The organism is Paenibacillus sp. TC-CSREp1, assembly GCF_050171015.1.
Taxonomy (GTDB): Bacteria; Bacillota; Bacilli; order Paenibacillales; family Paenibacillaceae; genus Paenibacillus; species Paenibacillus silvae.
Genome location: NZ_JBNOKM010000011.1, coordinates 181,085 through 204,161 on the forward strand (window position 1 = coordinate 181,085; position 23,077 = coordinate 204,161).

The window sequence follows — 23,077 nt, forward strand, 5'->3', positions numbered from 1 at the left end:
TGTGCTATATTAACAGTACTTATGACAAAGGGAGGTGAAGACAGGTGAATCACAACATGCTTAACAACCGTATTAGCCAGCTGCCGATTGCTATGGCTGGCATTGTTCACACTTTTCCGAACAACGGGAGAAGTCTGTCCAATTTTGAATATACGGAAATTAACATGTGTGAGAAGATGCCTGCCTTGACCTCATTCGGACGATAAGCATATTTGCTTTATTGCTTTCTGAAGGGCCGCGGAGCTAACCTCCTGCGGCTCTTTTTGTGTTGCGGTCAGGCTCTTCCAACTATAGGAGGAACCTTATTATGATGATCATTAGCGCGCAACAGCTGAAACAATATCACGGAGCACATCTGGTGCTGGACGGCATTACATTTGAAATTATGGAAGGGGATAAGGTTGCCCTCATCGGCCGCAACGGAAGCGGCAAAACAACCTTGATGCGTCTCATGGCCCGGTTAAGCCAGCCGGATGAGGGACAGCTAATGCTGAAAAAAGACACAAGAGTCGGATATGTAGCTCAAGTTCCCGAAGGGCTGGATGACCGTACTGTACTGGATGTACTGGGACTTGGATTTCAGGAGCTAATCGCCTGTCGTACACAGATGAAGGAACTGGAGCAGCAGATGTCTGATCCAACCTGTGCGGCCGATCCGGAGCAGCTGGAGCGTCTGCTCAAACGGTATGCCGCGCTGCAGGAGCGATTCGAGCGCGAAGGCGGTTATGAGATGGATGCACGCATTGACCAGGTCGCGGACGGACTGGATATTGCGAAGACCCATTATAGCTGGCGCTTCGGCTCTCTATCCGGTGGTGAGCAGACTCGGGTGGTGCTGGCTTCACAGCTCATTGTGAGTCCAGATCTGCTGCTGCTGGATGAGCCAACCAACCATCTGGATCTGGAGCGGGTGGAGTGGCTGGAAGGTTTTTTACGTGAATACAACGGCACGGTTGTTCTTATCTCGCATGACCGTTATTTCCTGGATCGGGTGGTGACACGCACGCTGGAGCTGGAGGATGGCGAGGCCGAAACCGCAGCAGGTGGATATACCGAATATATGAAGGTGAAGGAGCAGCGGCTGCTGAAGCAGTTTGAGGAATTCAAGGAGCAGCAGAAGGTTATCAAAAAAATGAAGGAAACGATTCGCCAGCTGGAGGAATGGGGCCGTGTTGGCGGCAATGAAAAGTTTTTCCGGCGTGCGGCCTCCATGCGTAAAGCGCTGGAGCGGATGGAGCAGGTGAAGCGTCCTGTGCTGGAGCGTCGTCATGCGGATTTTGATGTGCGTCCTACAGATCGCACGGGTAAGCGTGTGGCGGTGCTGGAGGATGTGGAGAAACGATATGGCGACCGGGATATTTTACGAGGCGTATCTGCTCTGCTGGAATATGGCGATAAAACGGCCTTGATCGGCCGCAACGGTTCGGGTAAAACAACGCTTTTCAAACTGCTACTCGGTGAGGAGCAGCCTGATGCAGGCAAGCTGGAGTGGGGTGCACGTGTAGATGTCGGTTATCTTGCCCAACAGGAGGAGCCGTTGAACCCCAAGCTCAGCGTGCTGGAGCACTTCCGTCTGGAAGCAGGTGTGGAGGAAGGAGAAGCGCGTGGCATATTGGCTCGATATCTGTTCTATGGTGCAGATGTTTTTCGCTCGGTCGGACAGCTGTCCGGGGGAGAGTGGACCCGTCTGAGGCTGGCGTTGCTGGTGCAGCGCAAACCGAATGTACTTTTACTGGATGAGCCGACCAACCATCTTGATATTGCTTCAAGAGAGGCGCTTGAGGATTCGCTTGCTGATTTTGAAGGCACTGTGCTTGCGATCTCGCATGATCGTTACTTTGTGAATCGCCTTGCTTCCCGAGTATGGGAGCTGGAGGAGGGTCAGCTGACAACGTACCTTGGGGATTACGAGGCGTATCGGGAGAAGAAGCTTGAATTGCAGAACCGAGTAGCGAAAGATATATCACGGGATCGGGGAACAAGCGAAGTCGGAAATGGATCGAAAACCGGGAGAAGGACTGAGGGGACAGACGGGAGCAGAACGGCGCAGGAGTCTGGACCGAAAGCAGGGGGCCGCGGACGGGGGACCGTATATGCAGGCGGAGAGACTGCCCCTGGGCAATTTCAAGTTCATGCTGAGCATGATGCTGGACAGGTAAAAACGGATCAAGGGAACGACAACGGAAGTAGCAGTAGGAGTGGCAGTCGTAACCGAAACAGCAGCAGAAATGGGCAACAAGGATCTGTACAAAAGTTGGAGCAGGCAATGGCTCGAATAGAAGTTCAGATTCAGGAGCTTGATCGGCAGCTTGAGACGTTAGCCAATGATTCGGCAGCTCTGGAGCAAACGTGGAACGAGCGAGAGCAGTTATCCGCAGCGTACGATGAGCTGTTAGCTCAATGGGCCGAGATGTGAGAATAACTACAAGCGCAGCACAACGGTTGCACGTCAAAAGCATGAATGATTTAGGGTAACTAGAGGAAAAGAACTTAAAAGAACGCATAAGACTGTCTCACCGTTGACATGCATTTGGTATGCATAGATGGATGTGAGGCAGTCTTTTTTTGTGGCGTTTCGGTAGATAGCTTCAAATGCCGAATAAGGTCTGTGGCAATCGTGAATGCGGCTGGAGCATGCAATAGAAAATTCCATGTTTCTTTTTACATGTCATAGCGAATAGTGTAACTTTTTTCCTCCTCATGCGTTTAATACGTTTGTGTGTATTGAAACGGCTCACCTACGAGCTCGCAGAGAGGGAGGAGACAGCAATCTATTATTCATTGACGTATCGCAGCTGGTCGGAGGATAAGCAGGCAGAGACGGGTGTACTGGAACAGACCTCGGTTACACGGGATGAATTGTTCATGCGCAAGCTGGTGGACGCAACTCTGATGAAAAACAAATTATGGGCCCATCTGTCCAATGAATGTCAGGATCGGCGGGAGCACGCCATCTATGTGACAGCTTATGATCAGCAGATGCCGGAAGGGCACGGTGCTGCTATTGCGGATGCGGCGCTGGGCATGTGTAAAATGTCCTCCATGTACAGCCCGGAGTATATGCTGTGGAATGGGCGATCCTTTGAGGAACTGGAGCTGATGGAGTCCGCTGGCTACACGATGGAGCTGGCTGAGCAGCTCCTGGACCATTACATGGTTCGGGCGGGCAGGACGTATGAGATTCTGTATTCCGTGCTGGATACGGATCGCAAGAAAGTGCTGTTTTTCGTGAAAGAGGTGGATCTGTAATGAAGGAAGAAGAGGTGCAAAAGTCTTTATCTATACAGGAGGCTGGAGTGGCTGAAAACATCAACGAGAATAAATCCTCCTCCCATTCAGGAGTTGAATCCATGCGGGGATTCGAGCCTGTACCGGCATTGAAGCATGAAACGGGGACTGATTTTACGCCGAGCTCTGAGCCAGCGGCGGTATCTGTTTCCCCAGAAGGTTCGAAATCAGCATCAGGTTCTAAACCGGGTTCCAAGGCCAAGCTGGTGGCCTTCTCGCTTATGCTTGCTGTGCCTGCGGTGCTTGCAGGATGTGGCAGTAATGACGAATGTGATCCTCAGTATGATGAAGGATGCGAGTACGATTCCAGCAGTGGTCATTACTATTATGGCGGATACGGCGGATCATCCTATCGCAGCAGCAAGGACGGCAGCAGTTCATATAAAAGCTCTTCCAAATCTAAATCGAGCGGTTTCGGCAGCTTTTTCCGCAGCTCGGGAGGTTAATTGCATGGGGCAAGGGGAAATCAGCACCAGTCTACAATGGGGCAGAAGGAGGATGGCTGCATGAGAACCGTTTTCCCGCTTCCATTCAGTCACGATGAGGTTTTCTCAGGGGAAGCCGGAGAGAAGATTCCATATCATCGCATGTATGGCAAGCAGTATTGTGTGCCATCACTGACGGTTTATACACCGGAGGAGCTGAATGAACTGCGTGCTGCGGCCGAGGCAGTGGACGCTATTTACAGTAAAGTCATGCGTTTTATCCAGCGATATATGCCGGATTCGTTTCTGGAGGGACCGCTTGGCATTCATCCGGGGCTGATTGCGGCAGCTCGGTTGGAGAGCGTTGCAGGCGGGATTACTCGTCAGGACTGGATCATAAGTGAAGCTGGTTTGAAGTGTATTGAAAATAATACCGATACGCCTACGGGCATACCCGAATCAGCGGCACTTGAAAGCCTTCTGATCGGACTCGCGGCCGACCAGACATGGACTGCACCCTCGGCTCATATGGATGAGCGTATTCGGGAATGCTTCCGCTCCTGGCTAACGTTCTATGCCGAGCAGGGTCTGGAGGGGCCGGTTACATTTACTTCATATGGCGAGCATGTTGAGGATCGAACCAATACCATCTACTTGATGGAGCGTTGTCGTGAAGCCGGATATGATGTGCTGTATGCACCGCTTGAGGAGCTTGAGATTGTACCGAGAGAAGGACTGTATCATCAGGGACGCGAAATCCGTCTTTTATATCGTCTGTATCCGCTGGAATATCTGATTGGGGATCGGGACGAGACGACGGGTGTGGACATTGGTGCTGCATTGATTGAGCTGGTACATGAAGGAAAGCTGGGGCTGATGAATCCGGTGCAGCATGTTCTGATGCAGAGCAAAGGCTTTATGGCCGCGATCTGGTCGCTGTATGAGCGGAATGAGCAGACGCCCGAGTACTGCGGGTTTACGCTTTTTGATGAGACTGAGATGCAGGTGATCTCGCGCTATCTGCTGCCAACGTACTTTACTGCGGCGCCGTTTGAGCAGAGCGCTGTGCCTTATGCAGCCAAGAGCTATTGGGGACGCGAGGGGCGCGGAACTCTTTTGCTGGATCAGGAAGAAGTTCTGGGAACGATGGAGATGAACACGGAAATTCAGTTGCAGTCTGCAACGCAGGATAAAGATGAAAAAGACGATGCAGATGAAGAGATTGAAGCGTATTATGCGAATCAACCCAAGGTATATCAGCAGCTGGTGCCGATGGAGCAGGCGTCAATTCAGACGGAGGATGGTCCATACAGCGGTTATCTGTTGACTGGTGTATTTGTGATTGGAGGACGATTTGCCGGCATGCTGCCGCGGGTTGGAGAGAAGGTTACCGGTGATATGGCCTATTATTGCGCAGCATCGGTACGTGAACGGATGAATGATGAGGAGGAGAAGGAATGGAGAAGCTGGGATTAAACCTGTTAAATGTGGCACTAGGTATGGGGATTTTGCTGTTGGTGCTGGTGTGTGGATACTTTGCTTTCAGCAAATTGACCCGGTATAACGATAGTGAGGAAATTGCAAAAGGCAATGAAGCGGCGGGTATGTATATGGGCAGCAAGCTGCTGGGGCTGTGTATTATTGTGGGTATGGTATCCTTCTCGACGCATGCGTGGCTGGATATGCTGCTGTGGTCAGCACTGGGTATTATTATTCTGTGCCTGGTCTATATTATATTTGATTTCCTGACACCGAAGATGCGGGTGTGTGAGGAAATTGCGCGTGGTAATATGGCGGTGGCACAGCTGCTTCGATCCATTATCATCGGTGTCTCCATCGTCATCGGTACGTTTTTGATGTAAAATAAACCCTGACGTTGTACATGGATATATCCGATGAATGAACTTGCGATGTACACGATAATCGTTCAACGGATGTAGAACGAATTTTATATGGAAGAAGGAGCGCGCAGCATGAGAAGAGTCATCATTGATACGGATACGGCAGGAGACGATACGATTGCGATCCTGACGGCATTGCATCATTTTCAGGTGGAGGGCATTACGATTACTGGCGGCAACGTGCAGTTTGACCAGGAGGTTGAAAATGCACTGTATACCGTACAGGTTGCCGGACACGGCGGCAAGGTCCCGGTATACAAAGGCTGCGAGCGGCCGCTCATGGCCTATGGTCAGGCCCAGCACCGCACGGTGGAAGATGTGCACGGCGATGACGGCATGGGCGGTGCACATTTCCCGAAAGCCGATCAGCGTCCCGAGAGCGGGCATGCGGTTGATTTTATTATTGATAAGGTGCATGCAAACCCGGGGGAGATTGAACTGCTTGCGATTGCACCGCTAACGAATATTGCGATGGCCATTCAGAAAGATCCAACGATTATCCCTGAGATTGCTCATCTGTACATCATGGGTGGAACGAACAATGCACTGGGCAATATCACACCGGCAGCGGAGTATAACTTCTATGTGGACCCGGAGGCGGCCAAAATTGTTCTGCATGCAGGCATCCCGACTACGATGGTTGGCTGGGAGATGTGTACCCAATACTCGGTGATGGATGATGATGATCATGCCGAGATTGCAGCGCTGGGTACATCGGGTGCGGACTTTTTCACGGCAATCAACAAGGTGGTTATGCAGTTCAACAAATCCGTACATAAACTGAACGGAACAACCCACCCGGATACACTGCTGATGGCCGTGGCGGCTGATGAGTCGCTCATGACCAAGTCCGGTCATTATTATGTCGATGTGGAAGCGGCTGGAGAACTGACTCGTGGATACAGTGTGGTTGATATCAACGGACGTTTCGGCAAAGCGCCGAATGTACGGGTGTGCGAGGCAATTGATCGACCGAAGTTCAAGTCCATGCTGCTGGATGTGCTATCTACGATTAAGTAATCCAGGTTGCGTAAATGATGAGTGTGACAGTAGCTCGGCAGAGCTACTCGGTGAAATTTAAATAAACATCCATTATGCAAAAGGATGTACTGTTCTAATCCGTACCTTTAACCAGGTGCGGATTTTTATTTTGCCTATTCTCATACAAACTACTTCATCTGTCGTAGTAATTGTGCTATACTCGAACTACTACGACAGATGGAGTAATGAGGAGGAATACCTTTTGTGATCAGCAGTGATGTCATACGTGGTTATAATGATACGCTTATTCTTTACATGCTGCTTGAAGGTGAATCGTATGGATACGAGATTTCCAAGAACATCCGGCAGCTAACAGACGAAAAGTATGTCATGAAGGAGACTACACTTTATTCAGCCTTCACCCGTTTGGAGAAAAACGGTTATATCGAATCCTTTTATCAGGATGAAAGTAGTCTGGGCAAACGCCGTACCTATTACCGGATCACGCCAGCTGGCCTGGGCTATTACAGGGAGAAGTGTGAGGAATGGAAGGTTACGCAAGAGGTTGTTAATCTGTTTATCAGGGAGCTGTGACGGGATATGGAGACAATTATGGTGTATCTGGACAATATGTTTGCGGGTTTGCCAAGAACTTCTGAGGTGGAGCGTATGAAGCAGGAGCTTCTTTCAGGTATGGAGGATAAGTATCTGGAGTTAAAGCAGGAGGGCAGATCGGAGAACGAAGCGGTTGGCATTGTTATCTCCGAATTTGGCAACATTGAGGAACTGATGGCAGAACTGGGTATTCAGCCTGAGGATCCTGAGGAAACATTTCCAGTGCTGGCGGAAGAAGAGGTTCATGCCTACATCGAGGCCAAGCGAAGCGCGGGCTTCTGGACAGGGCTGGGTGTGTGGCTTTCTTCAACAGGTATAGCTTTTCTCATTCTGATGGATAAGTTGTTCGAAAGCAGGGGTACATCATCAGGTCAAGGCACGGTAGACATTGGCACTGTGCTGGGCATGAGTGGTATGTTTGTGTTGGTGGCTGTTGCCGTGGGTATGTTCATTTATAGCGGTATGAAGCTGGCACGGTTTGAGTATATGGATAAAGGGTTTCAGCTTCCCCGTTACCTTCTCATGACTCTTCAGCGGAGCAAGGCTGACTTTGCACTGACGTATCGGGTTGCCCTCATTACGGGCGTATGTCTCTGCATCCTGTCTCCTGTTTTCATTTTTGCAGGAGCCTATGTGAATGATACCTATGCAGTTTACGGTGTGTCAGCACTTTTGGCTACGGCAGGTATTGGTGTGTTTTTGTTTGTCTATTACGGCAATATTCAGGGTTCCTATACGACGTTGCTGGAGGATCAGCACCTGAATGCAGCCAAGAGGGAGGAGGCACGAGTAGTTCGAGCCGTAGGGGCTGTTGTGTGGCCGCTGGCGACAGCGTTCTTTCTGTTTACTGGTTTCGTGTATCAACGCTGGGATATCAACTGGGCCATCTTCCCGATTGTCGGCATTCTCTCCGGCAGCTTCAGCAATGTGTATCACCTTGTGAAGGATAAAAAGCCATCCTGATTTTTGTATCACACTACGTCTTCGGAAACGATTGAAGCATGCTGACCCGCCTTATGAAATACGATAAGGCGGGTATTATGCATTTTTATGCATAATACGTCCAAAAAAACGTAGTTGTGAGTATGCGTTACGCCCCCAAAAACGAGCGAATGCCTGTAGTAACGAGGTCATGGTCCTCCTCATCAGGCAGACCGGATATCGTGATGGCACCGACCTGTCCTGCCCACGGCAAATGGTGGATTTTATCGGATGTTATAAGAGATGCGCGCCTGTCTCATTTGGAGGCGCCATAATTGCTGTGGTAAAGTAAGAGGAAAATGATACAGGGTGCGCTTCGCTTGAACTTATAAGTGCAGCTTAAAGCAGGCAGGAGGGAATGGGCGATGCTGTTTTATTTTGTCGCACTGCTGGTTACGCTGGTGGACCAGGGGACTAAAATTGCAGTCCGAATGTATATGGAGGTTGGCGAGGTGATGCGGCTTGGTGATTCGGGGATGCAGCTGCAGCATTATGAAAATAGCGGTATGGCGGGAAGCATGTTTCAGGGTAATGCACGTCTATTTGGAATAATCGCCGTGTTGTTTATCGCAGGTATGCTCTATTATCGGCGCAAAGGCGAGATACGGGGATTCTGGATGCAGGCCGGGGCAGGCTTTATGGTCGGTGGTGCTCTCGGCAACGCTATAGATCGGTTTGTTTATGCGCGGGTTACAGATTTTCTGGTGTTTCCGTCGGGACGAGGCATATTGAATCTGGCAGATGTGGCCATTAACATCGGTGTGGTGATGTTGATCATCGGCATGTTGATTCGTGTATACCAGGGATATCGGAAGAAGCGTCTGCGTAATGCGTTACCGAAAGCATAATTGTTTTATAAAGAACCATGAGTGTGGGAGTTCTGCTATGGCACAGGATGAGTTCGTTATTGATTAACAACTCAAACTGTGCTATTTTGAATTCGGTTAGTTTAATCAGTAAACTAAGTTGAGTCTTGCTTAAAGAAAAAAATAGTAAATTCAAAGGGAAAGCTTTGCAAGCGCTTCAATGAGTAGAACAGCATACACAGACGAATCCGGCATCGAGTGTATCCCGTCATCCAGAATACGGGCGTGAGATGGTGGTTTCTTTACCATGCAGAAAGAGGGGATTTCGGAAGGTGCAGCGGCAAACCAGACCTTTTAATTCACTTCGTAATCAGATCTTTGTCGGTTTTGTGATGGTGATGCTCGTAGTTCTGCTCATCGCAGGTATTACGGCATATGACCGTGTAGCGTCTTTGCTGAAAAGCAACGCCGAGAAGCACATCCAGCAGACAGCCGTACAAGCCAGTGGCAGGCTGGACGCACTTATCGCACAGGTCAATTCCTTAACGTCTCAGGTTGCAGATGATACCTATCTACAGCGTTTGTTATATGAGGAGAAGCAGGGGAAGAAGGCTACCTTTAATCAGCGGCAGGCACTCCTGCAGATCGCGGGCAGTTATCAATCCTTCATTAATGGTGCGCAGAGCATGGAAATTTACACGACGAATTACAGTCGGATATTTCCGATGGATGACCGTTCATTAAGTCACAGGCTGGATCGAGGGTGGATTGTTCAAGCCGATGAGGGTAAGGGGCGGCTGGTATGGGCCGGCTCTGATCCCGATGATCCAAGCATTCTTCTGGCCATTCGGCGAATCAACTTGCTGGATCGTTCTTTTGAGCATGGCGGTTATGTAGTTGTGCGTATGCAGCGCAGTTTTTTTCAACTCAATGATTCAGAGCGTTCGGACGGCTCTCAGGATTCAATCATGCTGCTGGACGGCGGCGGAGAGGTCGTGACCTCCAATCTGGATGTACACCTTGACCCTCAAGCAGTGATGGATAGTGAATCTGTCGTTCAGAATGGCAAGGAGTCGTATATCGTGGTGAAGCAGCGATCCGAGCTAACGGGCTGGACGCTTGCGGTATTAACCCCGCTGCGGGAAACGACTGAAGGGGTGTCCATTCTGAGAACGGCTTTATTTGTATCGGGCGTTATAGGCGTTTTGCTTTTTCTGGTGATGTCCTTTTTTCTGTCTACGATGATTACTCGTCCGTTGATTCGCCTGATGCGGGCAATGCGGGGAGCCCAGCCTGGGGCGATGAGGCCCAATCTCATGGTTAGCTCCACTTCGGAGATCAATGAGCTGAATGAGGTGTATAACCAGATGGTCTACAGGCAGAATGAGCTGGCACAGGTAGTGCATGACAAGGAAGTCATGCAATCCCGGGCAGAGCTGAAGGCGCTGCAATCGCAGATTAACCCTCATTTTCTGTTCAATACACTGGAAGCCTTCTATTGGTCACTGGAGGACAAGGGGGAGGAGGAAATGGCTCGAATGGTTATCGCGATGTCCCGATTGTTTCGTTATATCATCTCCAGCCCGCATCAGGATGAATGGGTGACAATTGCGGACGAGCTTGAGCATGTAGAGCGGTATCTGAACATTATGCAGATGCGGCTTGGCGACAGGATGCGGTGGGAGATCCAGCTGAGTGAAGAGCTGCGCACGGTACCGATGCCCAAGCTGCTGATTCAGCCGCTAGTGGAGAATGCCGTATTGTACGGTGTGGAGAGCACTCTGAAGCCAGGAAAGATAGAGATCAACGTGTATCCGTCATCCATCCCAGGTTTGGTATGTGTGGAGGTGCGTGATGATGGGCCAGGTATAGAGGAGGAGCGTCTTCAGACGATCCGGCAAGCATTAAAGGGTGGTGATCCGCTGTCCCCTGGCAGAGGGACCGGTGTAGGGCTGGTCAACGTCCATCAGCGTCTTCAATTGTACTTTGGCGGCAGCCCGCTTGGTGATTATGCAAGACTTGCGGTAGACAGTGAAGCGGGAGCCGGAACGGTAATTCGTTTTTATATTCCAAGGGGAACGGAGGCTTCATATGATTCATGAAAAAACGATTCTGATTGTGGACGACGAACCTCGCACAAGAGAAGGCATCCGTAAAACACTGGAGGCATGGTATGCCGGTAAGAACCGAATACAGACAGCGGCTAGCGGTGTTGAGGCCAGAGAATGGCTCGCGAGCCAGCCTGCCGACCTGCTGATCACGGATGTGCGTATGCCGGAATTTTCCGGCTTGTCGCTGGTGGAAGCGATTCAGCATTTTCCTAGTAAACCTGCGGTTCTCATTATGTCAGGGTATGCGGACTTCACGTATGCACAGCAGGCGATCAAACTGGGCGTGGTGGATTATTTGTTGAAACCCATTGAGAAGGAGCAGCTGCTCCAGACGGTGGAAAAAGCACTTCATATTCATGAGCAGCAGCGGCGCATCCAGGCCATGCAGGAAATCGTTGATCCCAAGCTGGTGGATATCCGGGAGCGGAGGGATCAGCAGGGCGACACCCCGATTGGAGAAGCCTTGTCCTATATTGAGGCACATCTGGGGGAGCCCGTAACGATGCGGGAGCTTGCCGACTCCGTGCACCTGAACTCCAGTTATTTCAGCGTATTGTTCAAAGAGCAGGTTGGTTTGAATTTCAGTGAATATCTGATGCGCAAACGTGTCCAGCGGGCGAAGGAATTACTGGTGCAGACTGCCTTGCCTATATCGGAGATTGCCGGGAGAGTGGGCTACCAGACGGATAAGTATTTTATCAAAGTGTTCAAAAGCCTGGAGGGCATCAGTCCAAGCAAATACCGCCATACCGTAAATGAGAAGAGTTAATAAGTGTATATGCGTGATATAGAAAAAACCTCTTAAAATAGTGGAGTTTTACCAAATCATCCTATCCTTATGAGGTGGGAGGGCCCATGCTACAATTTCATTAAAGCGGTTACAACAACCGTAATTCCACTATTGGGGGTTGGAAATATGAATAAAAAGACACTGGCCATGCTGCTGTCATGGACACTGATTCTGGCTGTCATTTTGTCTGGATGTAACAGTGCAGGTTCTGGTACAGGCAGTGAATCCGGCAGTAATGCAAGTGGTGGTGACCAAGGCGCAGATGGCAAGGTTACGTTGAAATTCATGCATCTCTGGCCTGCTGGCAGTTCAGCACAACAGAACAAGCTGGTCAATGATATTATCCAGCAGTATCAGACCGATAACCCAAATGTGACGATCAAGCAGGAAGTGCTGGAGAACGAACAATATAAGAACAAGCTGAAGATTCTGTCTGCCTCTAATGAACTTCCTGATGTCGGTGTAACCTGGGCTGCGGGCTTCCTGGAGCCTTACGTAAAGGGTAATCTGTTTGCACCGCTGGATGAGTTGCTGAATGGTTCGCTGGGCGAGAAGTTCATTGCGGGCACAACGGAGGCTTATGCAGTTGACGGGAAAACGTATGCGCTCCCAATCGAGCTGAACATCTCTCCGATCTATTATAACAAGGCGATTTTTGCAAAATACAATTTGCAGCCGCCAGCCACCTACGATGAATTCCTGAATGTGGTGAAGACGCTGACTGACAATGGTGAAGTGCCGATTGCACTGGGCAACAAAGACCGCTGGACCGGCTCACTCTGGTATATGTATCTGGCAAATCGTGTAGGCGGGGATGCTCTGGAGAAAGCCATTAACGGCTCTGGCAAGTTTGATGATCCGGCTCTGACGCAGGCTGCGGCGGAAGTGCAGAAGCTGGTGGATATGAATGCATTTAACAAAGGTTTTAACGGCTTGTCCAATGATGAGGGTAAATCTGAATTTATGAACGAAAAGGCTGCTATGTACCTGATGGGAACATGGGAACTGCCGAACTTTACAACGAATCCCGACATTCCGCAGGAGTTCAAGGATAAGGTTGGATTTTTCAAATTCCCGACCATTGACGGCGGCAAGGGTGATATCAACAGCTGGGTCGGTGGACCGGGTGTAGGCCTGTTTGCGGCTCAGAACTCGAAAGTGAAGGACGAAGCTCAGAAATTTATTCAATACTTTGTGGAAAAATGGGGCGAAAGCTCGGTGACCGAGGCAGGGGTCATTCCTGCGACTAAAGTGGATACCGCTACAGTACAGCTGCCACAGCTTTACATCGATCTGTTGAACGAGTTAAATCAGGCAAGCAGCCTGACGCTCTTTGCAGATGTACAGATGAAACCGGCTGCTGCTCAGGCGCATCTCGATATGATTCAGGCGTTGTTTGGCAAAGCAGTCACACCGGAGGACTTTGTGAAGAATCATCAGGCGGCCATCGACAAGGGTAACTAATGTGCCCTGCTGCTTATACTGATGGCTAATACACACCTCACCTGCACCATCTGAATGCTTGAACGCTCGAAGGGAGGACCCAGTCTTGGACAAAGTCATGTCGAACCGTCTGGTGGCTGCGCTGTATGTGCTTCCTGCACTGCTTTTGCTGCTGGTTCTGGTCTACATCCCGATTGTGCTTACCGGATATTACGGTTTGATGCAGTGGGACGGGATCGGAGCAATGACGTTTATCGGTCTGGACAATTACACCGCACTGCTGCAGGACGGCACGTTCTGGCAGAGTGCAAATCATACCTTTTTGTTAGCCTTATTCTCTGCGCTGAGTCTCATCGGATATTTGATGATTGCGCTGGTGCTGTCAGGCAAGATCAAGGGAGCCAACTTTTTTCGCAAAATATATCTCATTCCGATGCTTTTATCTTCCGTTGCTATCGCTCAGTTATGGCTCAAAATCTACCATCCCAGTAACGGTGTACTGAACACGTTTCTGGAAGCGATCGGTTTCAGCAATCCGCCAGCCTGGCTGGCGGAGCCATCACTGGTGCTGTATGCCCTGTTCGTACCGATTCTGTGGCAGTATGCAGGCTTTTATATTTTGATTTATTATGCTGCACTCAAAAATATCCCGGAATCACTCATTGAGGCCGCTCGCATTGACGGTGCGAATCCGTGGCAGATTGCGTTCCGCATCAAGCTGCCGCTGATTACGGAAGTGATCAAGGTTACCGTGGTGCTGGCTGTGGTCGGCTCACTGAAATATTTTGATCTGATCTATGTCATGACAGATGGCGGCCCTAACGGTGCGAGTGAAGTAATGGCCTCCTACATGTATCGTCAGGCGTTTCGCAGTTTTGACTTTGGATACGGCAGTGCAGTAGGGTTCTTCCTGTTGCTCATCTGCCTGGTCGTGACCTGGCTGCTTCGCAAGGCCACAGCCTCCAAAGATACAATTCAATATTCCTGACGCATACGCAAAATGAAAGGAGGTTATCCCGTTGAAGACGGAACCAGCTGTTCGGCTGCCAGTGGGCCCGCAGGCAGGTCATAGCCCTGTATGGACGAAAAGACTAGGATATGTCCTGCTCTATGTGCTGCTGTCCCTGGTAGCTTTGCTTCAAATCCTGCCATTAGTGTGGCTGATGTTATTTTCACTCAAAAATAATCAGGAAGTATTCGACATGGCTCCTTTTGCCCTCCCGGCTACGCCGCGTTGGGAGAATTATGTCAAAGTATGGACGGAAGGCAATATCAGCTTGTATTTTTTTAACAGTGTGTGGATTACAGTGGTTTCTGTCGTATTTACAGTACTGTTTGCCAGTCTCGTAACGTTTGCCATTACACGGATGCGCTGGAAGGGACGTTCGCTGGTGCTGGGGTTATTCATGGTGGGGCTGATGATTCCAGTTCATTCCACCCTCATTCCGCTGTTCAGCCTATTTTTGAAGCTGCATCTCACAGACCATCCGTTATCGGTCATTCTCTCTTACATTGCATTTAATATGCCGATCACGATTATGATCCTGCTCGGGTTCTATTATGCACTTCCGAGAGAGGTGGAAGAGGCAGCGGTGATGGATGGATGCTCTGTCAATCGGATATTCTTCCGGATCGTGCTGCCGATGACCGCTTCCGTGCTTGCTACGACAGCGATCATTAATATGATCTATGACTGGAATGAATTTATTTTCGTTAACACCTTCATTAGCTCAGATACGTATAAAACGCTGACGGTCGGGGTGCAAAACTTTATTGGACAGTATACAACCGATTGGGGTGCGATTGGTGCTACGCTGATGATCAGCATCCTGCCTATTCTGATCGCGTTTCTGGTATTGAGTGAACGAATTGTCGAAGGCATCGCGGCCGGTTCGGTTAAAGGATGATTGCCTGCCAGTGCTTTTGTTATTTTAAAATGTAACAGATTTAATGCCCTTCCATTAATCACGTAGTATGCGTGGTGGAAGGGCTTTGTTATGTCTTGGAGTCGTCACAGAGCACTATGCGGAACTGGTAGACGGACAGGTTTTATGAAAACGGTAAAATACCTATTTCTGGAATTTCAAAAAACTTTCAATTATTTTCGTAAAACTACTGCATTTTCAAACCACCTGTGCTAACATACCCTATGAAATCAAGCCCACGTTGGAAAGGTGAGAAAATGACAGCAATATCCTCCACCAAAGAGTCCCTCCGTTCAGATGCCAAGGATTTGAAATTAATTCGGCTGACCTGGCCTATATTCCTGGAACTCTTCTTGTTTATGTTGATGGGGAGCGTAGATACGCTCATGCTTAGTTCTGTATCAGATAATGCCGTCTCCGGGGTGGGTGCGGCCAACCAGATTATCTCGATTGCAATTTTAGTATTGGAAGTCATCGGGCATGGTGCCGCGATTGTTGTGGCTCAATACATTGGATCGAAAAAGCTAATGGAAGCAGCACAGGTTACAGGTAATGCGATTACGCTCAACCTTGCAGTTGGCTTGATTCTGAGTGTGATTTTCCTGGTGTTTGGCGGACATTTGCTGACACTTCTGAATATTCAAGGCGAAATCTATGATTACGCCCGTTCGTATATAAGTATTGTCGGGGGTGGGATTTTCCTCCAGGCCCTTATTAATGCGCTGGCTGCAATTATACGGACACACGGTTATACCAAGGAAACGATGTATGTGTCCGTGTTTATGAATGTGATTCACGTTGTTGGTAACTATGCTCTGATCTTTGGACATTTCGGCCTGCCGAAGCTGGGTGTGGAAGGGGCAGCGATCTCGACGGTGGGAAGCCGTTTCATCTGCCTGCTGATCTTCTTCTGGCTGCTGTATCGGGTAAGTGAGGTTCGTGTAGATTTCGAATATTATATCAAGCTGTCCAAACATTTTATTGGCAAAATACTGCGAATCGGTATTCCGTCTGCGATGGAATCGATGGTTTATCACTCCTGCCAGCTCGTATTTACGCTGTACGTGACTTATCTGGGTGCAGAAGCGATGGCAACGAAGCAGTATGCAGGTAACATTTCAAGCTACATTTATCTGTTCAGTATGGCCATTGGCATGGGAACGTCTATCATTGTTGGGCGGCTTGTAGGTGCGCGTCGTAAGGATGATGCGTATAAACGTGTCTTTGACAGTGTAAAATGGGCCCTTTTGGCCACGATTGTGATTGACGTGATCATTATTATTTTCCGTGTGCCGTTGATGGGCATTTTCACAGATAATCCGGAGATTATCCGTCTGGGCGCCCAGGTCCTGCTGCTTAGTCTGTTGCTTGAAACCGGGCGTACCTGCAACATTGTCATTATCGGTTCGCTGCGTGCGGCAGGGGATGCGAAGTTCCCGGTATACATGGGGCTGATCTCTATGGTGTGCATGAGTCTGCCTCTTGGATATCTGCTGGTATTCCAGTTGAATCTGGGACTCGCAGGTGTATGGCTTGCCATTGCGGCAGATGAATGGACACGTGCGGTCATTATGTACTTCCGCTGGAAGAGCCGCGCATGGGAGAAGCATGAACTGGTGGAGCACGATGAGGATGAGACGGGTGCACAGCCGGTCCCGGCGGTCTGATGGGCTGTCACGTACTCGTGAAGCCAGTTCACAGTAGATTAGTAAAATGAGTCTTAGAGTTAAGCAGAACCAGTCATGGACAGTTATTGTCCCTGATCTGGTTCTGTTTTTTTATTTTCGCAAAAATGATCAAAACGGCTCGTTTGTGAACACGTATAGTAAGGATATGGGAGGGGGACATCCTCAATTGAGTCGATATCAGGAGATGATTCACAACAGCTTGATCTACATCGAGAACCATCTGCATGAAGAGATTGGACTGGAAGACGTGGCATCGCAGGCCTTGTTATCCCCTTATCATTATCACCGGGTATTCCGGGAAGAGGTGGGTATGACCGTGGTTGATTACATTCGACATCGGCGAATGAGTCTGGCGTCTATCGCACTGCGCTCCACAGACGCAGGTATTTTGGACATTTCACTTGCCTGCGGATTTGAAAGTCAGGAAGCGTTCACTCGTGCCTTTCGCAAAATGTATGGCATGCCGCCTGGGCGTTTTCGTAAATTATTTGATCTGAAACTATTCACCGGAAAAACCAGAGGAGGAGAAATAGAGATGAATGCTGCAACAGCAATCAAAGGTTGGATGTTAACGGGGAGTCACCCGCAAAACTATGAGATGGGCATTGATCCTGCCGAGGTACATCAAGGGAAGGCCTCGGGGTATTTGAAGGCCGTTACACCGATGGAGCCGAATGAGTTTGCGACGATGATGCAGCAGTTCCGGGCAGATAAATATGTAGGTAAACGGATGAAGCTGTCCGGGTTTGTCAAAACCGATCGTGTGGATGCATTCTGCGGACTATGGATGCGTGTGGATAACCACGTACATGATGTGCTGCAGTTTGATAATATGCACGACAGGCCGATCACGGGTACACAGCCATGGAATCAGTACAGCATTGTGCTGGATGTACCGGCAGAGAGTGCGGTGATCTCGTTTGGGGTGATCCTGAATGGCAAAGGAAAAGTATGGGTGGACAGTTTCCGCTTCGAGGAAGTGGATCTGAACACACCTGTGACCCATATGGAGACGGAATATGAGATGTCGGACGAGCCGTTAAATCTATCGTTTGAGGAATAGGAAATCAAATGGTGCGCGGGTTATTTTTAAACGGAAGAAGGGATGGGAATTATGGTATAATGCTGGTGAAGAATGGAGCTGATGATGTGTGACGGAACTGCTTGATCCACGGGTAGATTTTGTGTTCAAACGCATTTTTGGAAGTGAGCAAAATAAAGATGTTTTGTTGGCTTTTCTGAACAGCACGTTTATTGAAACTGGCGAGGCTCCCTTGACGGAGATTACGGTTATTAACACGTACACGGATAAAGATAGTCCAGAGGATAAACAGTCCATTCTGGATATTAAGGCGAAGACGGTGGAGGGCAAGCTCATTAATATTGAGATGCAGTTGTTCAACCCGTACCATATGGAGAAGCGAACGCTGTTCTATTGGAGTGAGATGTACTTCCACCAGATTAAAAAGGGTGAAAACTACAACCTGCTTAAAAAGTGTGTAACTATTAACATTTTGAATTATTCCTGTTTGGATAATGAACGTTACCACAATGTATTTCATTTGCGGGAAGACCATACAGGGATTAGCCTGACGGACGACATCGAAATCCATGTGATGGAGTTAACGAAGCTGGAGCAGCATGCTGTTCCGCTGGAACAAGGCGGGCTTGTGAATTGGCTGTTATTCCTGAAAGGGATCGACACATCAAACTGGGAGGTGCTGGCGATGAATGAACCGATGTTAAAGAAAGCGATGGATACGCTGGAGTTTCTGAGTCATGATGCTGCCACCCGCATGGCGTATGACGCCCGGATGAAGGCGTTGAGCGATGAAAAGTCGATGACTGAGGGCGCGCGGGCAGAAGGCTTACGGGAAGGTAAAAAGGAAGGCTTACGGGAAGGCAAAGAAGAAATGGCTCGTGAGTTGCTAGCCCTTGGTGTGGACATGTCGGCCATTGTGAAGGCCTCGGGCCTTTCCGAAGAGGAAATTCGGAAGTTGCTTCCATAAGTAGCATTCGGAGGTGCTGGCGATGAATGAACCGATGTTGAAGAAAGCGATGGATACGCTGGAGTTTCTGAGTCATGATGCTGCCACCCGCATGGCGTATGATGCCCGGATGAAGGCGTTGAGCGATGAAAAGTCGATGATTGAGGGCGCGCGGGCAGAAGGCTTACGGGAAGGTAAAATGGAAGGTAAAAAGGAAGGCTTAAGGGAAGGCAAACAAGAAATGGCTCGTGAGTTGCTAGCCCTTGGTGTGGACGTGTCTGCCATTGTGAAGGCCTCGGGCCTTTCCGAAGAGGAAATTCGGAAGCTGCTTCCATAGTTTAATTTCTTGAGGATCAGAATAACATGGGCCAATCCATCTGTGGAATGGCTCTTTTTGCTGTCTTTGGGGTATAAAAAGAAAAAGAGCAGCGTACCTGCTGCGAGATATCCAGAGGCTAATGAAACGACTAAAGTTTCATGGCGTAATATTCGCGATCTTGTTAACATAAACCCATAACTTATGACAGAGATAAAAAGGATGAATCCGATGAATAGAAAAGTGCTCGTTGTGGATGACGAATCCAGCATTGTCAGTGCCATTGCATATGCCCTTCGGCGTGAAGGGTATGAAGTGGAGACGGCAAACGATGGCGAAGAAGCTTTAGTCAAGGTAGCCTCGTTTCATCCTCAGGTTATAATTCTGGATGTTATGATGCCCAAACTGGATGGATATGGCGTCTGCCGCAGGCTGGAGGATCGGGAGGATATCGGCATTATTTTGCTGACCGTCAAAAATGAACTCGTTGATAAAATTGTCGGCCTTGAAATGGGTGCGGATGACTATATGACCAAGCCATTTGAAATCCGCGAGCTTCTGGCCCGCGTAAAGGCGCTAATGCGTCGTGTGGAAAAAAAGAGCCAGCCGCCGCAGGATAATACTCAAAGTCAGGCTATTGTGAACGGGGCACTGCGTATTCATGTCGCACACCGTACGGTGATGGTGGGTGAAGAGAAGCTGGATTTAACCCCGAAGGAATTCGACCTGCTGACCATTCTGATGTCCAATCCGGAACGGGTGTACACACGAGATGATCTTCTTGATCGGGTATGGGGCATGGAGTACGCGGGCGGCACACGGACGGTAGATATTCATATCCAGCGATTGCGCAAAAAAATCGGGGATACCGACCAGCAAATGCTGCAAACGGTATACGGCATTGGGTACAAGGCTGCCGCCACTGAAACAGGCGGGTATCTATGAGAGTCAGCATCAAGCTGAAATTCAGTGTATTTCTGGCAGCACTGCTTATTCTCACCGTAGTGGTACTGAGCTCCCTCGTGCTGCGAGGGATTGAACTTAATCAGCAATCACAGGTTGAAGGGATTCTGGCGCAGCAGACGCGGCTGGTTAATCTGAATGTTCGCCAAGCGTACTATACAGAGGCGGTGCGTCTGGAGCCGGAATTGTTCCTGCAGCAGAATGGGCGCAGATTGGCGAAGGCTCTTGCTGACTCGACGGGGCTGCCTATTGCGTTGTATGACATGAGCGGCAAACAGGTAGGAGCATCCTTTGCTCCGGGTGAAAGCGAACTTCTACAGGAAACACTGAATTATGCATTACAAAATAAAATAGCCTACCATGAGCAAGGGGATACCCTGCTTTATGCCGCGCCGCTGGATGGTCCAGAAGGACAGATTGGTGCGGTGTGGATTCAGTATTCTGTGCAGAGTTATCAGGATTTCTACGCACGTATCCTTCAGCTGTTTATATGGGCAGGCATTGCAGTTGTTGCACTCAGCTTCATTCTGGGTTATCTGTTCTTCAACCGTTTTGCTGTAGCGATTACCCGGTTGAAAAAATCAGCTGCTTCGATTCAAGAAGGGAACTATATTACCGAATCCCCGGTCAAACGTAAGGATGAATTGGGAGAGCTGGGCCAAGGCATTTATTATATGAGCACGTCCATTCGGCAGAATATTACGGCGATGCATGCCGAGCAGCAGAAGCTGGAACTTGCGATTGAGAAGCTGCAGGCACTGGAGCAGCAGCAGAAACAATATATCGGCAATATCAGCCATGAGTTCAAGACACCACTGACATCCATTAAGGCATATGTGGAGCTGCTGAATATGTACAAGGATGATCCCCAACTGCTGGACGATGCCACGAATAACATCGGGAAAGAAACCGAGCGGTTATATGAAATGGTGGAGAAGGTGCTGCATCTGTCTGCACTTGAAAAGTATGATTTCGAGAATCAGGCAGAGGACGTGGAGATCGGCGCATTGCTGGAGGATGCTTGCGGGCGAATGCGAGGCAAATTGGAGAAGTTTGCACTAAATATGGAGCTGCATCTGGAGCCTGCCGTCATTCACAGTGACCGGGAGAGTCTGATGCATATTTTCATTAACCTTCTGGACAATGCAATCAAATATAACGTACCGGGAGGCATCATTCGGGTCGAAAACGAATTGCGGATGAACGAGCGACAGGTGGTCATTCACATCTATAACTCAGGTACGCCAATTCCCGAAGAGGCACAGGAGAAGATTTTCGAACCCTTTTACACCGTCAACAAGGATCGAGCTCGCAAAACAGGCGGAACCGGACTCGGTCTGTCCCTCGTCAAGCAGTTTGTTGAGAAGCAGGGTGGAACAATTACACTGTTGCCCACTGACCCACAGCATCAAGAAGGCGTAACATTCCAACTCATATTTCCACTTGTAAATTAAGATAGAGATACAAGTTTACAAGTTGGAAACAAGTCTGAATAACTTTGGAAGTATGCCAGCCTTATGATTGGTCTATACACATTAGAAATCAAGGGGGACCATAACATGATAAATTGGAGGAAAGCGGCATTTGGTGCACTGGGAGCAGCCGTCCTGCTGACAACCGTTGCTTGTGGAAACACAACAGAGCCATCTGGCAATACACAAGGTGCGAAACCAGCTACGGATATTACCGTGAAAGACAACACCAATACGTCTGTATACCAGAATTTCAAGCTTGAGAAAATAGATAAACTGTCCAATATGCGGGGAATTGCTTGGTTAAACGGGGACTCCATCGTTACTGATAAAGAAAATACGTCCATGAAACCCGTCAGTGTCGAAGGGGAGGAACGGTATCCACATAACCTGTACATGTATGATCTGACGAAAGGCACAGATACACTGCTCAAAGAGAGTGAGGTCAATCTGGGAGCGCCGCAGATTTCGCCGGATGGGCAGCACCTTTTCTACTGGGAGACAGAGGAAACGACAGGCTGGCCTTTCATTCTGAACTTGCAAAGTGGAGAAGCGATAGCGGCTGGCAAACAGGATGGATTCATTCAGGAGGGGGCATGGCTGGACAATGAACATGTTGTTTTTTCGAATATGAAAGGAGAGCTGGTCTCGGCTGCACTGGACGGCACAACAAAAGTATTGGTAGAGACGGGCAACTTTAATGTGCGCAGCATCAAGGTGTCAAACAACGTGATCTATTACATCACAGGAGAAGACGGACAGCTGAATGCCTATGACGCCAAGACAGGTGAAGTTAGACAGGTGCTCAAAAGCGTAGAGTGGGTCATTCCTTCAAACGACGGAACAAGGCTTGCGATTGTAAAAAGAACAGCGGATACCAAACGGGCGCTGGTGCTCACCGATCTGGAAGGGAATGAAAAGGCCACACTTGCCAGAGGCACGCAAATTTTTGGCACAAGCTGGTCAGGCGACGACTCCAAGATTGCTTATACGATTCAATCCGATAACAACAACGAAAAGGGATTATTCGTATCCAACACGGAATCTGCAGAGCAATTCCAGCTCTCCGCAGATATGGATGAAGTGGCTGATGCATTAGCCTGGAGCCCGCAGGGGAACAAAATTTTGCTATCCCAATCCGTGATGGAAAATGAAAAGGTGCACTTTGTAACCTCAATCATTACTATTTCTGAATAGGGACCGAATATAGGGATAGTGGCGGCATAGAAGGTGTGTTCCATATCTTTCATGCCTTTCTATACATTTATATTGACTAAGTCCTTGCGCTTCCGATAAACTAGTATGCAGGAATATATAGTCGAATGGTGGACAGCAGTTCGAGACGGTGTTTCGAGCGGCTGTTTCTTTTCTTTTTTTGCAAGCC

The 23,077-nt window shown here is 49.1% G+C and carries 21 protein-coding genes and 1 pseudogene; all 22 read left to right on the forward strand.

Annotation, left to right across the window (positions count from 1 at the left end; translation table 11 throughout):
- Window positions 1-44: 44 nt before the first annotated feature.
- The 22 genes and pseudogenes from ACQSGY_RS18410 (at window position 45) to ACQSGY_RS18515 (ending at window position 22,890) form a co-directional block, all read left to right on the forward strand.
- Complete coding sequence (locus ACQSGY_RS18410; protein WP_167433997.1) at window positions 45-206, forward strand: hypothetical protein; 162 nt, start codon at window positions 45-47, stop codon at window positions 204-206.
- Between the two features lie 101 nt (window positions 207-307).
- The gene (gene abc-f, locus ACQSGY_RS18415) at window positions 308-2,416 is read left to right on the forward strand and encodes a ribosomal protection-like ABC-F family protein (protein ID WP_427179682.1); all 2,109 of its coding nucleotides are present in this window, start codon (window positions 308-310) and stop codon (window positions 2,414-2,416) included.
- A 284-nt stretch (window positions 2,417-2,700) separates the two neighbouring features.
- Complete coding sequence (locus tag ACQSGY_RS18420) at window positions 2,701-3,249, forward strand: hypothetical protein (protein WP_248085576.1); 549 nt, start codon at window positions 2,701-2,703, stop codon at window positions 3,247-3,249.
- On the forward strand, window positions 3,249-3,734 hold the full coding sequence (locus ACQSGY_RS18425) for a hypothetical protein (RefSeq protein WP_427179684.1): 486 nt from the start codon (window positions 3,249-3,251) through the stop codon (window positions 3,732-3,734). Before ACQSGY_RS18420 ends, ACQSGY_RS18425 begins: the two co-directional genes overlap by 1 nt.
- A 60-nt stretch (window positions 3,735-3,794) precedes the next feature.
- A complete protein-coding gene (locus ACQSGY_RS18430) occupies window positions 3,795-5,189 on the forward strand; it encodes a glutathionylspermidine synthase family protein (protein WP_427179685.1) in 1,395 nt (464 codons plus the stop codon).
- Window positions 5,171-5,575 carry a DUF350 domain-containing protein gene (locus ACQSGY_RS18435; protein ID WP_145404677.1) on the forward strand — a complete coding sequence of 135 codons (405 nt, stop codon included), beginning with the start codon at window positions 5,171-5,173 and terminating at the stop codon, window positions 5,573-5,575. Before ACQSGY_RS18430 ends, ACQSGY_RS18435 begins: the two co-directional genes overlap by 19 nt.
- Window positions 5,576-5,686: 111 nt before the next feature.
- Window positions 5,687-6,634: a nucleoside hydrolase gene (locus ACQSGY_RS18440; protein ID WP_427179687.1), complete on the forward strand. Its 948-nt coding sequence runs from the start codon at window positions 5,687-5,689 to the stop codon at window positions 6,632-6,634.
- Between the two features lie 225 nt (window positions 6,635-6,859).
- Complete coding sequence (locus tag ACQSGY_RS18445) at window positions 6,860-7,189, forward strand: PadR family transcriptional regulator (RefSeq protein ID WP_188594065.1); 330 nt, start codon at window positions 6,860-6,862, stop codon at window positions 7,187-7,189.
- A 6-nt stretch (window positions 7,190-7,195) separates the two neighbouring features.
- The gene (locus ACQSGY_RS18450) at window positions 7,196-8,173 is read left to right on the forward strand and encodes a permease prefix domain 1-containing protein (protein ID WP_427179690.1); all 978 of its coding nucleotides are present in this window, start codon (window positions 7,196-7,198) and stop codon (window positions 8,171-8,173) included.
- Window positions 8,174-8,556: 383 nt separating this feature from the next.
- A complete protein-coding gene (lspA, locus tag ACQSGY_RS18455) occupies window positions 8,557-9,039 on the forward strand; it encodes a signal peptidase II (protein WP_427179692.1) in 483 nt (160 codons plus the stop codon).
- Between the two features lie 290 nt (window positions 9,040-9,329).
- Entirely contained in the window at window positions 9,330-11,099 is a 1,770-nt protein-coding gene (locus tag ACQSGY_RS18460; RefSeq protein ID WP_427179693.1) for a cache domain-containing sensor histidine kinase, read from the forward strand.
- On the forward strand, window positions 11,089-11,877 hold the full coding sequence (locus tag ACQSGY_RS18465) for a response regulator (RefSeq protein WP_427179695.1): 789 nt from the start codon (window positions 11,089-11,091) through the stop codon (window positions 11,875-11,877). The genes ACQSGY_RS18460 and ACQSGY_RS18465 overlap by 11 nt, the downstream gene beginning before the upstream one ends.
- Before the next feature lie 147 nt (window positions 11,878-12,024).
- Window positions 12,025-13,362 carry an extracellular solute-binding protein gene (locus ACQSGY_RS18470; protein WP_216515166.1) on the forward strand — a complete coding sequence of 446 codons (1,338 nt, stop codon included), beginning with the start codon at window positions 12,025-12,027 and terminating at the stop codon, window positions 13,360-13,362.
- A gap of 85 nt (window positions 13,363-13,447) precedes the next feature.
- Window positions 13,448-14,329, forward strand: a complete 882-nt coding sequence (locus tag ACQSGY_RS18475; protein WP_427179697.1) for a carbohydrate ABC transporter permease — start codon at window positions 13,448-13,450, stop codon at window positions 14,327-14,329.
- Between the two features lie 31 nt (window positions 14,330-14,360).
- Window positions 14,361-15,248 carry a carbohydrate ABC transporter permease gene (locus ACQSGY_RS18480; protein ID WP_188594071.1) on the forward strand — a complete coding sequence of 296 codons (888 nt, stop codon included), beginning with the start codon at window positions 14,361-14,363 and terminating at the stop codon, window positions 15,246-15,248.
- A 275-nt stretch (window positions 15,249-15,523) separates the two neighbouring features.
- On the forward strand, window positions 15,524-16,933 hold the full coding sequence (locus ACQSGY_RS18485) for an MATE family efflux transporter (RefSeq protein ID WP_427179814.1): 1,410 nt from the start codon (window positions 15,524-15,526) through the stop codon (window positions 16,931-16,933).
- A 166-nt stretch (window positions 16,934-17,099) separates the two neighbouring features.
- Window positions 17,100-18,017, forward strand: coding sequence for a helix-turn-helix transcriptional regulator (locus ACQSGY_RS18490; protein WP_427179816.1), 918 nt, complete (start codon window positions 17,100-17,102; stop codon window positions 18,015-18,017).
- An 88-nt stretch (window positions 18,018-18,105) separates the two neighbouring features.
- The gene (locus tag ACQSGY_RS18495; protein WP_427179699.1) at window positions 18,106-18,963 is read left to right on the forward strand and encodes an Rpn family recombination-promoting nuclease/putative transposase; all 858 of its coding nucleotides are present in this window, start codon (window positions 18,106-18,108) and stop codon (window positions 18,961-18,963) included.
- A 10-nt stretch (window positions 18,964-18,973) separates the two neighbouring features.
- Window positions 18,974-19,279, forward strand: a pseudogene (locus ACQSGY_RS18500) (Rpn family recombination-promoting nuclease/putative transposase); the annotation flags it as partial.
- Between the two features lie 210 nt (window positions 19,280-19,489).
- A complete protein-coding gene (locus tag ACQSGY_RS18505) occupies window positions 19,490-20,203 on the forward strand; it encodes a response regulator transcription factor (protein ID WP_427179701.1) in 714 nt (237 codons plus the stop codon).
- Window positions 20,200-21,675 (forward strand): sensor histidine kinase, encoded by a 1,476-nt coding sequence (locus ACQSGY_RS18510; RefSeq protein ID WP_427179703.1) that lies wholly within the window; start codon window positions 20,200-20,202, stop codon window positions 21,673-21,675. The genes ACQSGY_RS18505 and ACQSGY_RS18510 overlap by 4 nt, the downstream gene beginning before the upstream one ends.
- A gap of 105 nt (window positions 21,676-21,780) precedes the next feature.
- The gene (locus ACQSGY_RS18515) at window positions 21,781-22,890 is read left to right on the forward strand and encodes a hypothetical protein (RefSeq protein WP_427179705.1); all 1,110 of its coding nucleotides are present in this window, start codon (window positions 21,781-21,783) and stop codon (window positions 22,888-22,890) included.
- Window positions 22,891-23,077 lie beyond the last annotated feature (187 nt).

Excerpts from the sequence above, each read along its gene's own strand:
- ACQSGY_RS18515 (WP_427179705.1), top strand. The coding sequence starts at position 21,781 with ATGATAAATTGGAGGAAAGCGGCATTTGGTGCACTGGGAGCAGCCGTC.
- ACQSGY_RS18440 (WP_427179687.1), top strand. The coding sequence starts at position 5,687 with ATGAGAAGAGTCATCATTGATACGGATACGGCAGGAGACGATACGATT.
- ACQSGY_RS18505 (WP_427179701.1), top strand. The coding sequence starts at position 19,490 with ATGAATAGAAAAGTGCTCGTTGTGGATGACGAATCCAGCATTGTCAGT.
- ACQSGY_RS18430 (WP_427179685.1), top strand. The coding sequence starts at position 3,795 with ATGAGAACCGTTTTCCCGCTTCCATTCAGTCACGATGAGGTTTTCTCA.
- ACQSGY_RS18465 (WP_427179695.1), top strand. The coding sequence starts at position 11,089 with ATGATTCATGAAAAAACGATTCTGATTGTGGACGACGAACCTCGCACA.
- ACQSGY_RS18435 (WP_145404677.1), top strand. The coding sequence starts at position 5,171 with ATGGAGAAGCTGGGATTAAACCTGTTAAATGTGGCACTAGGTATGGGG.
- ACQSGY_RS18485 (WP_427179814.1), top strand. The coding sequence starts at position 15,524 with ATGACAGCAATATCCTCCACCAAAGAGTCCCTCCGTTCAGATGCCAAG.
- lspA (WP_427179692.1), top strand. The coding sequence starts at position 8,557 with ATGCTGTTTTATTTTGTCGCACTGCTGGTTACGCTGGTGGACCAGGGG.
- ACQSGY_RS18510 (WP_427179703.1), top strand. The coding sequence starts at position 20,200 with ATGAGAGTCAGCATCAAGCTGAAATTCAGTGTATTTCTGGCAGCACTG.
- ACQSGY_RS18450 (WP_427179690.1), top strand. The coding sequence starts at position 7,196 with ATGGAGACAATTATGGTGTATCTGGACAATATGTTTGCGGGTTTGCCA.
- ACQSGY_RS18425 (WP_427179684.1), top strand. The coding sequence starts at position 3,249 with ATGAAGGAAGAAGAGGTGCAAAAGTCTTTATCTATACAGGAGGCTGGA.
- abc-f (WP_427179682.1), top strand. The coding sequence starts at position 308 with ATGATGATCATTAGCGCGCAACAGCTGAAACAATATCACGGAGCACAT.
- ACQSGY_RS18490 (WP_427179816.1), top strand. The coding sequence starts at position 17,100 with ATGGGAGGGGGACATCCTCAATTGAGTCGATATCAGGAGATGATTCAC.
- ACQSGY_RS18470 (WP_216515166.1), top strand. The coding sequence starts at position 12,025 with ATGAATAAAAAGACACTGGCCATGCTGCTGTCATGGACACTGATTCTG.
- ACQSGY_RS18420 (WP_248085576.1), top strand. The coding sequence starts at position 2,701 with ATGCGTTTAATACGTTTGTGTGTATTGAAACGGCTCACCTACGAGCTC.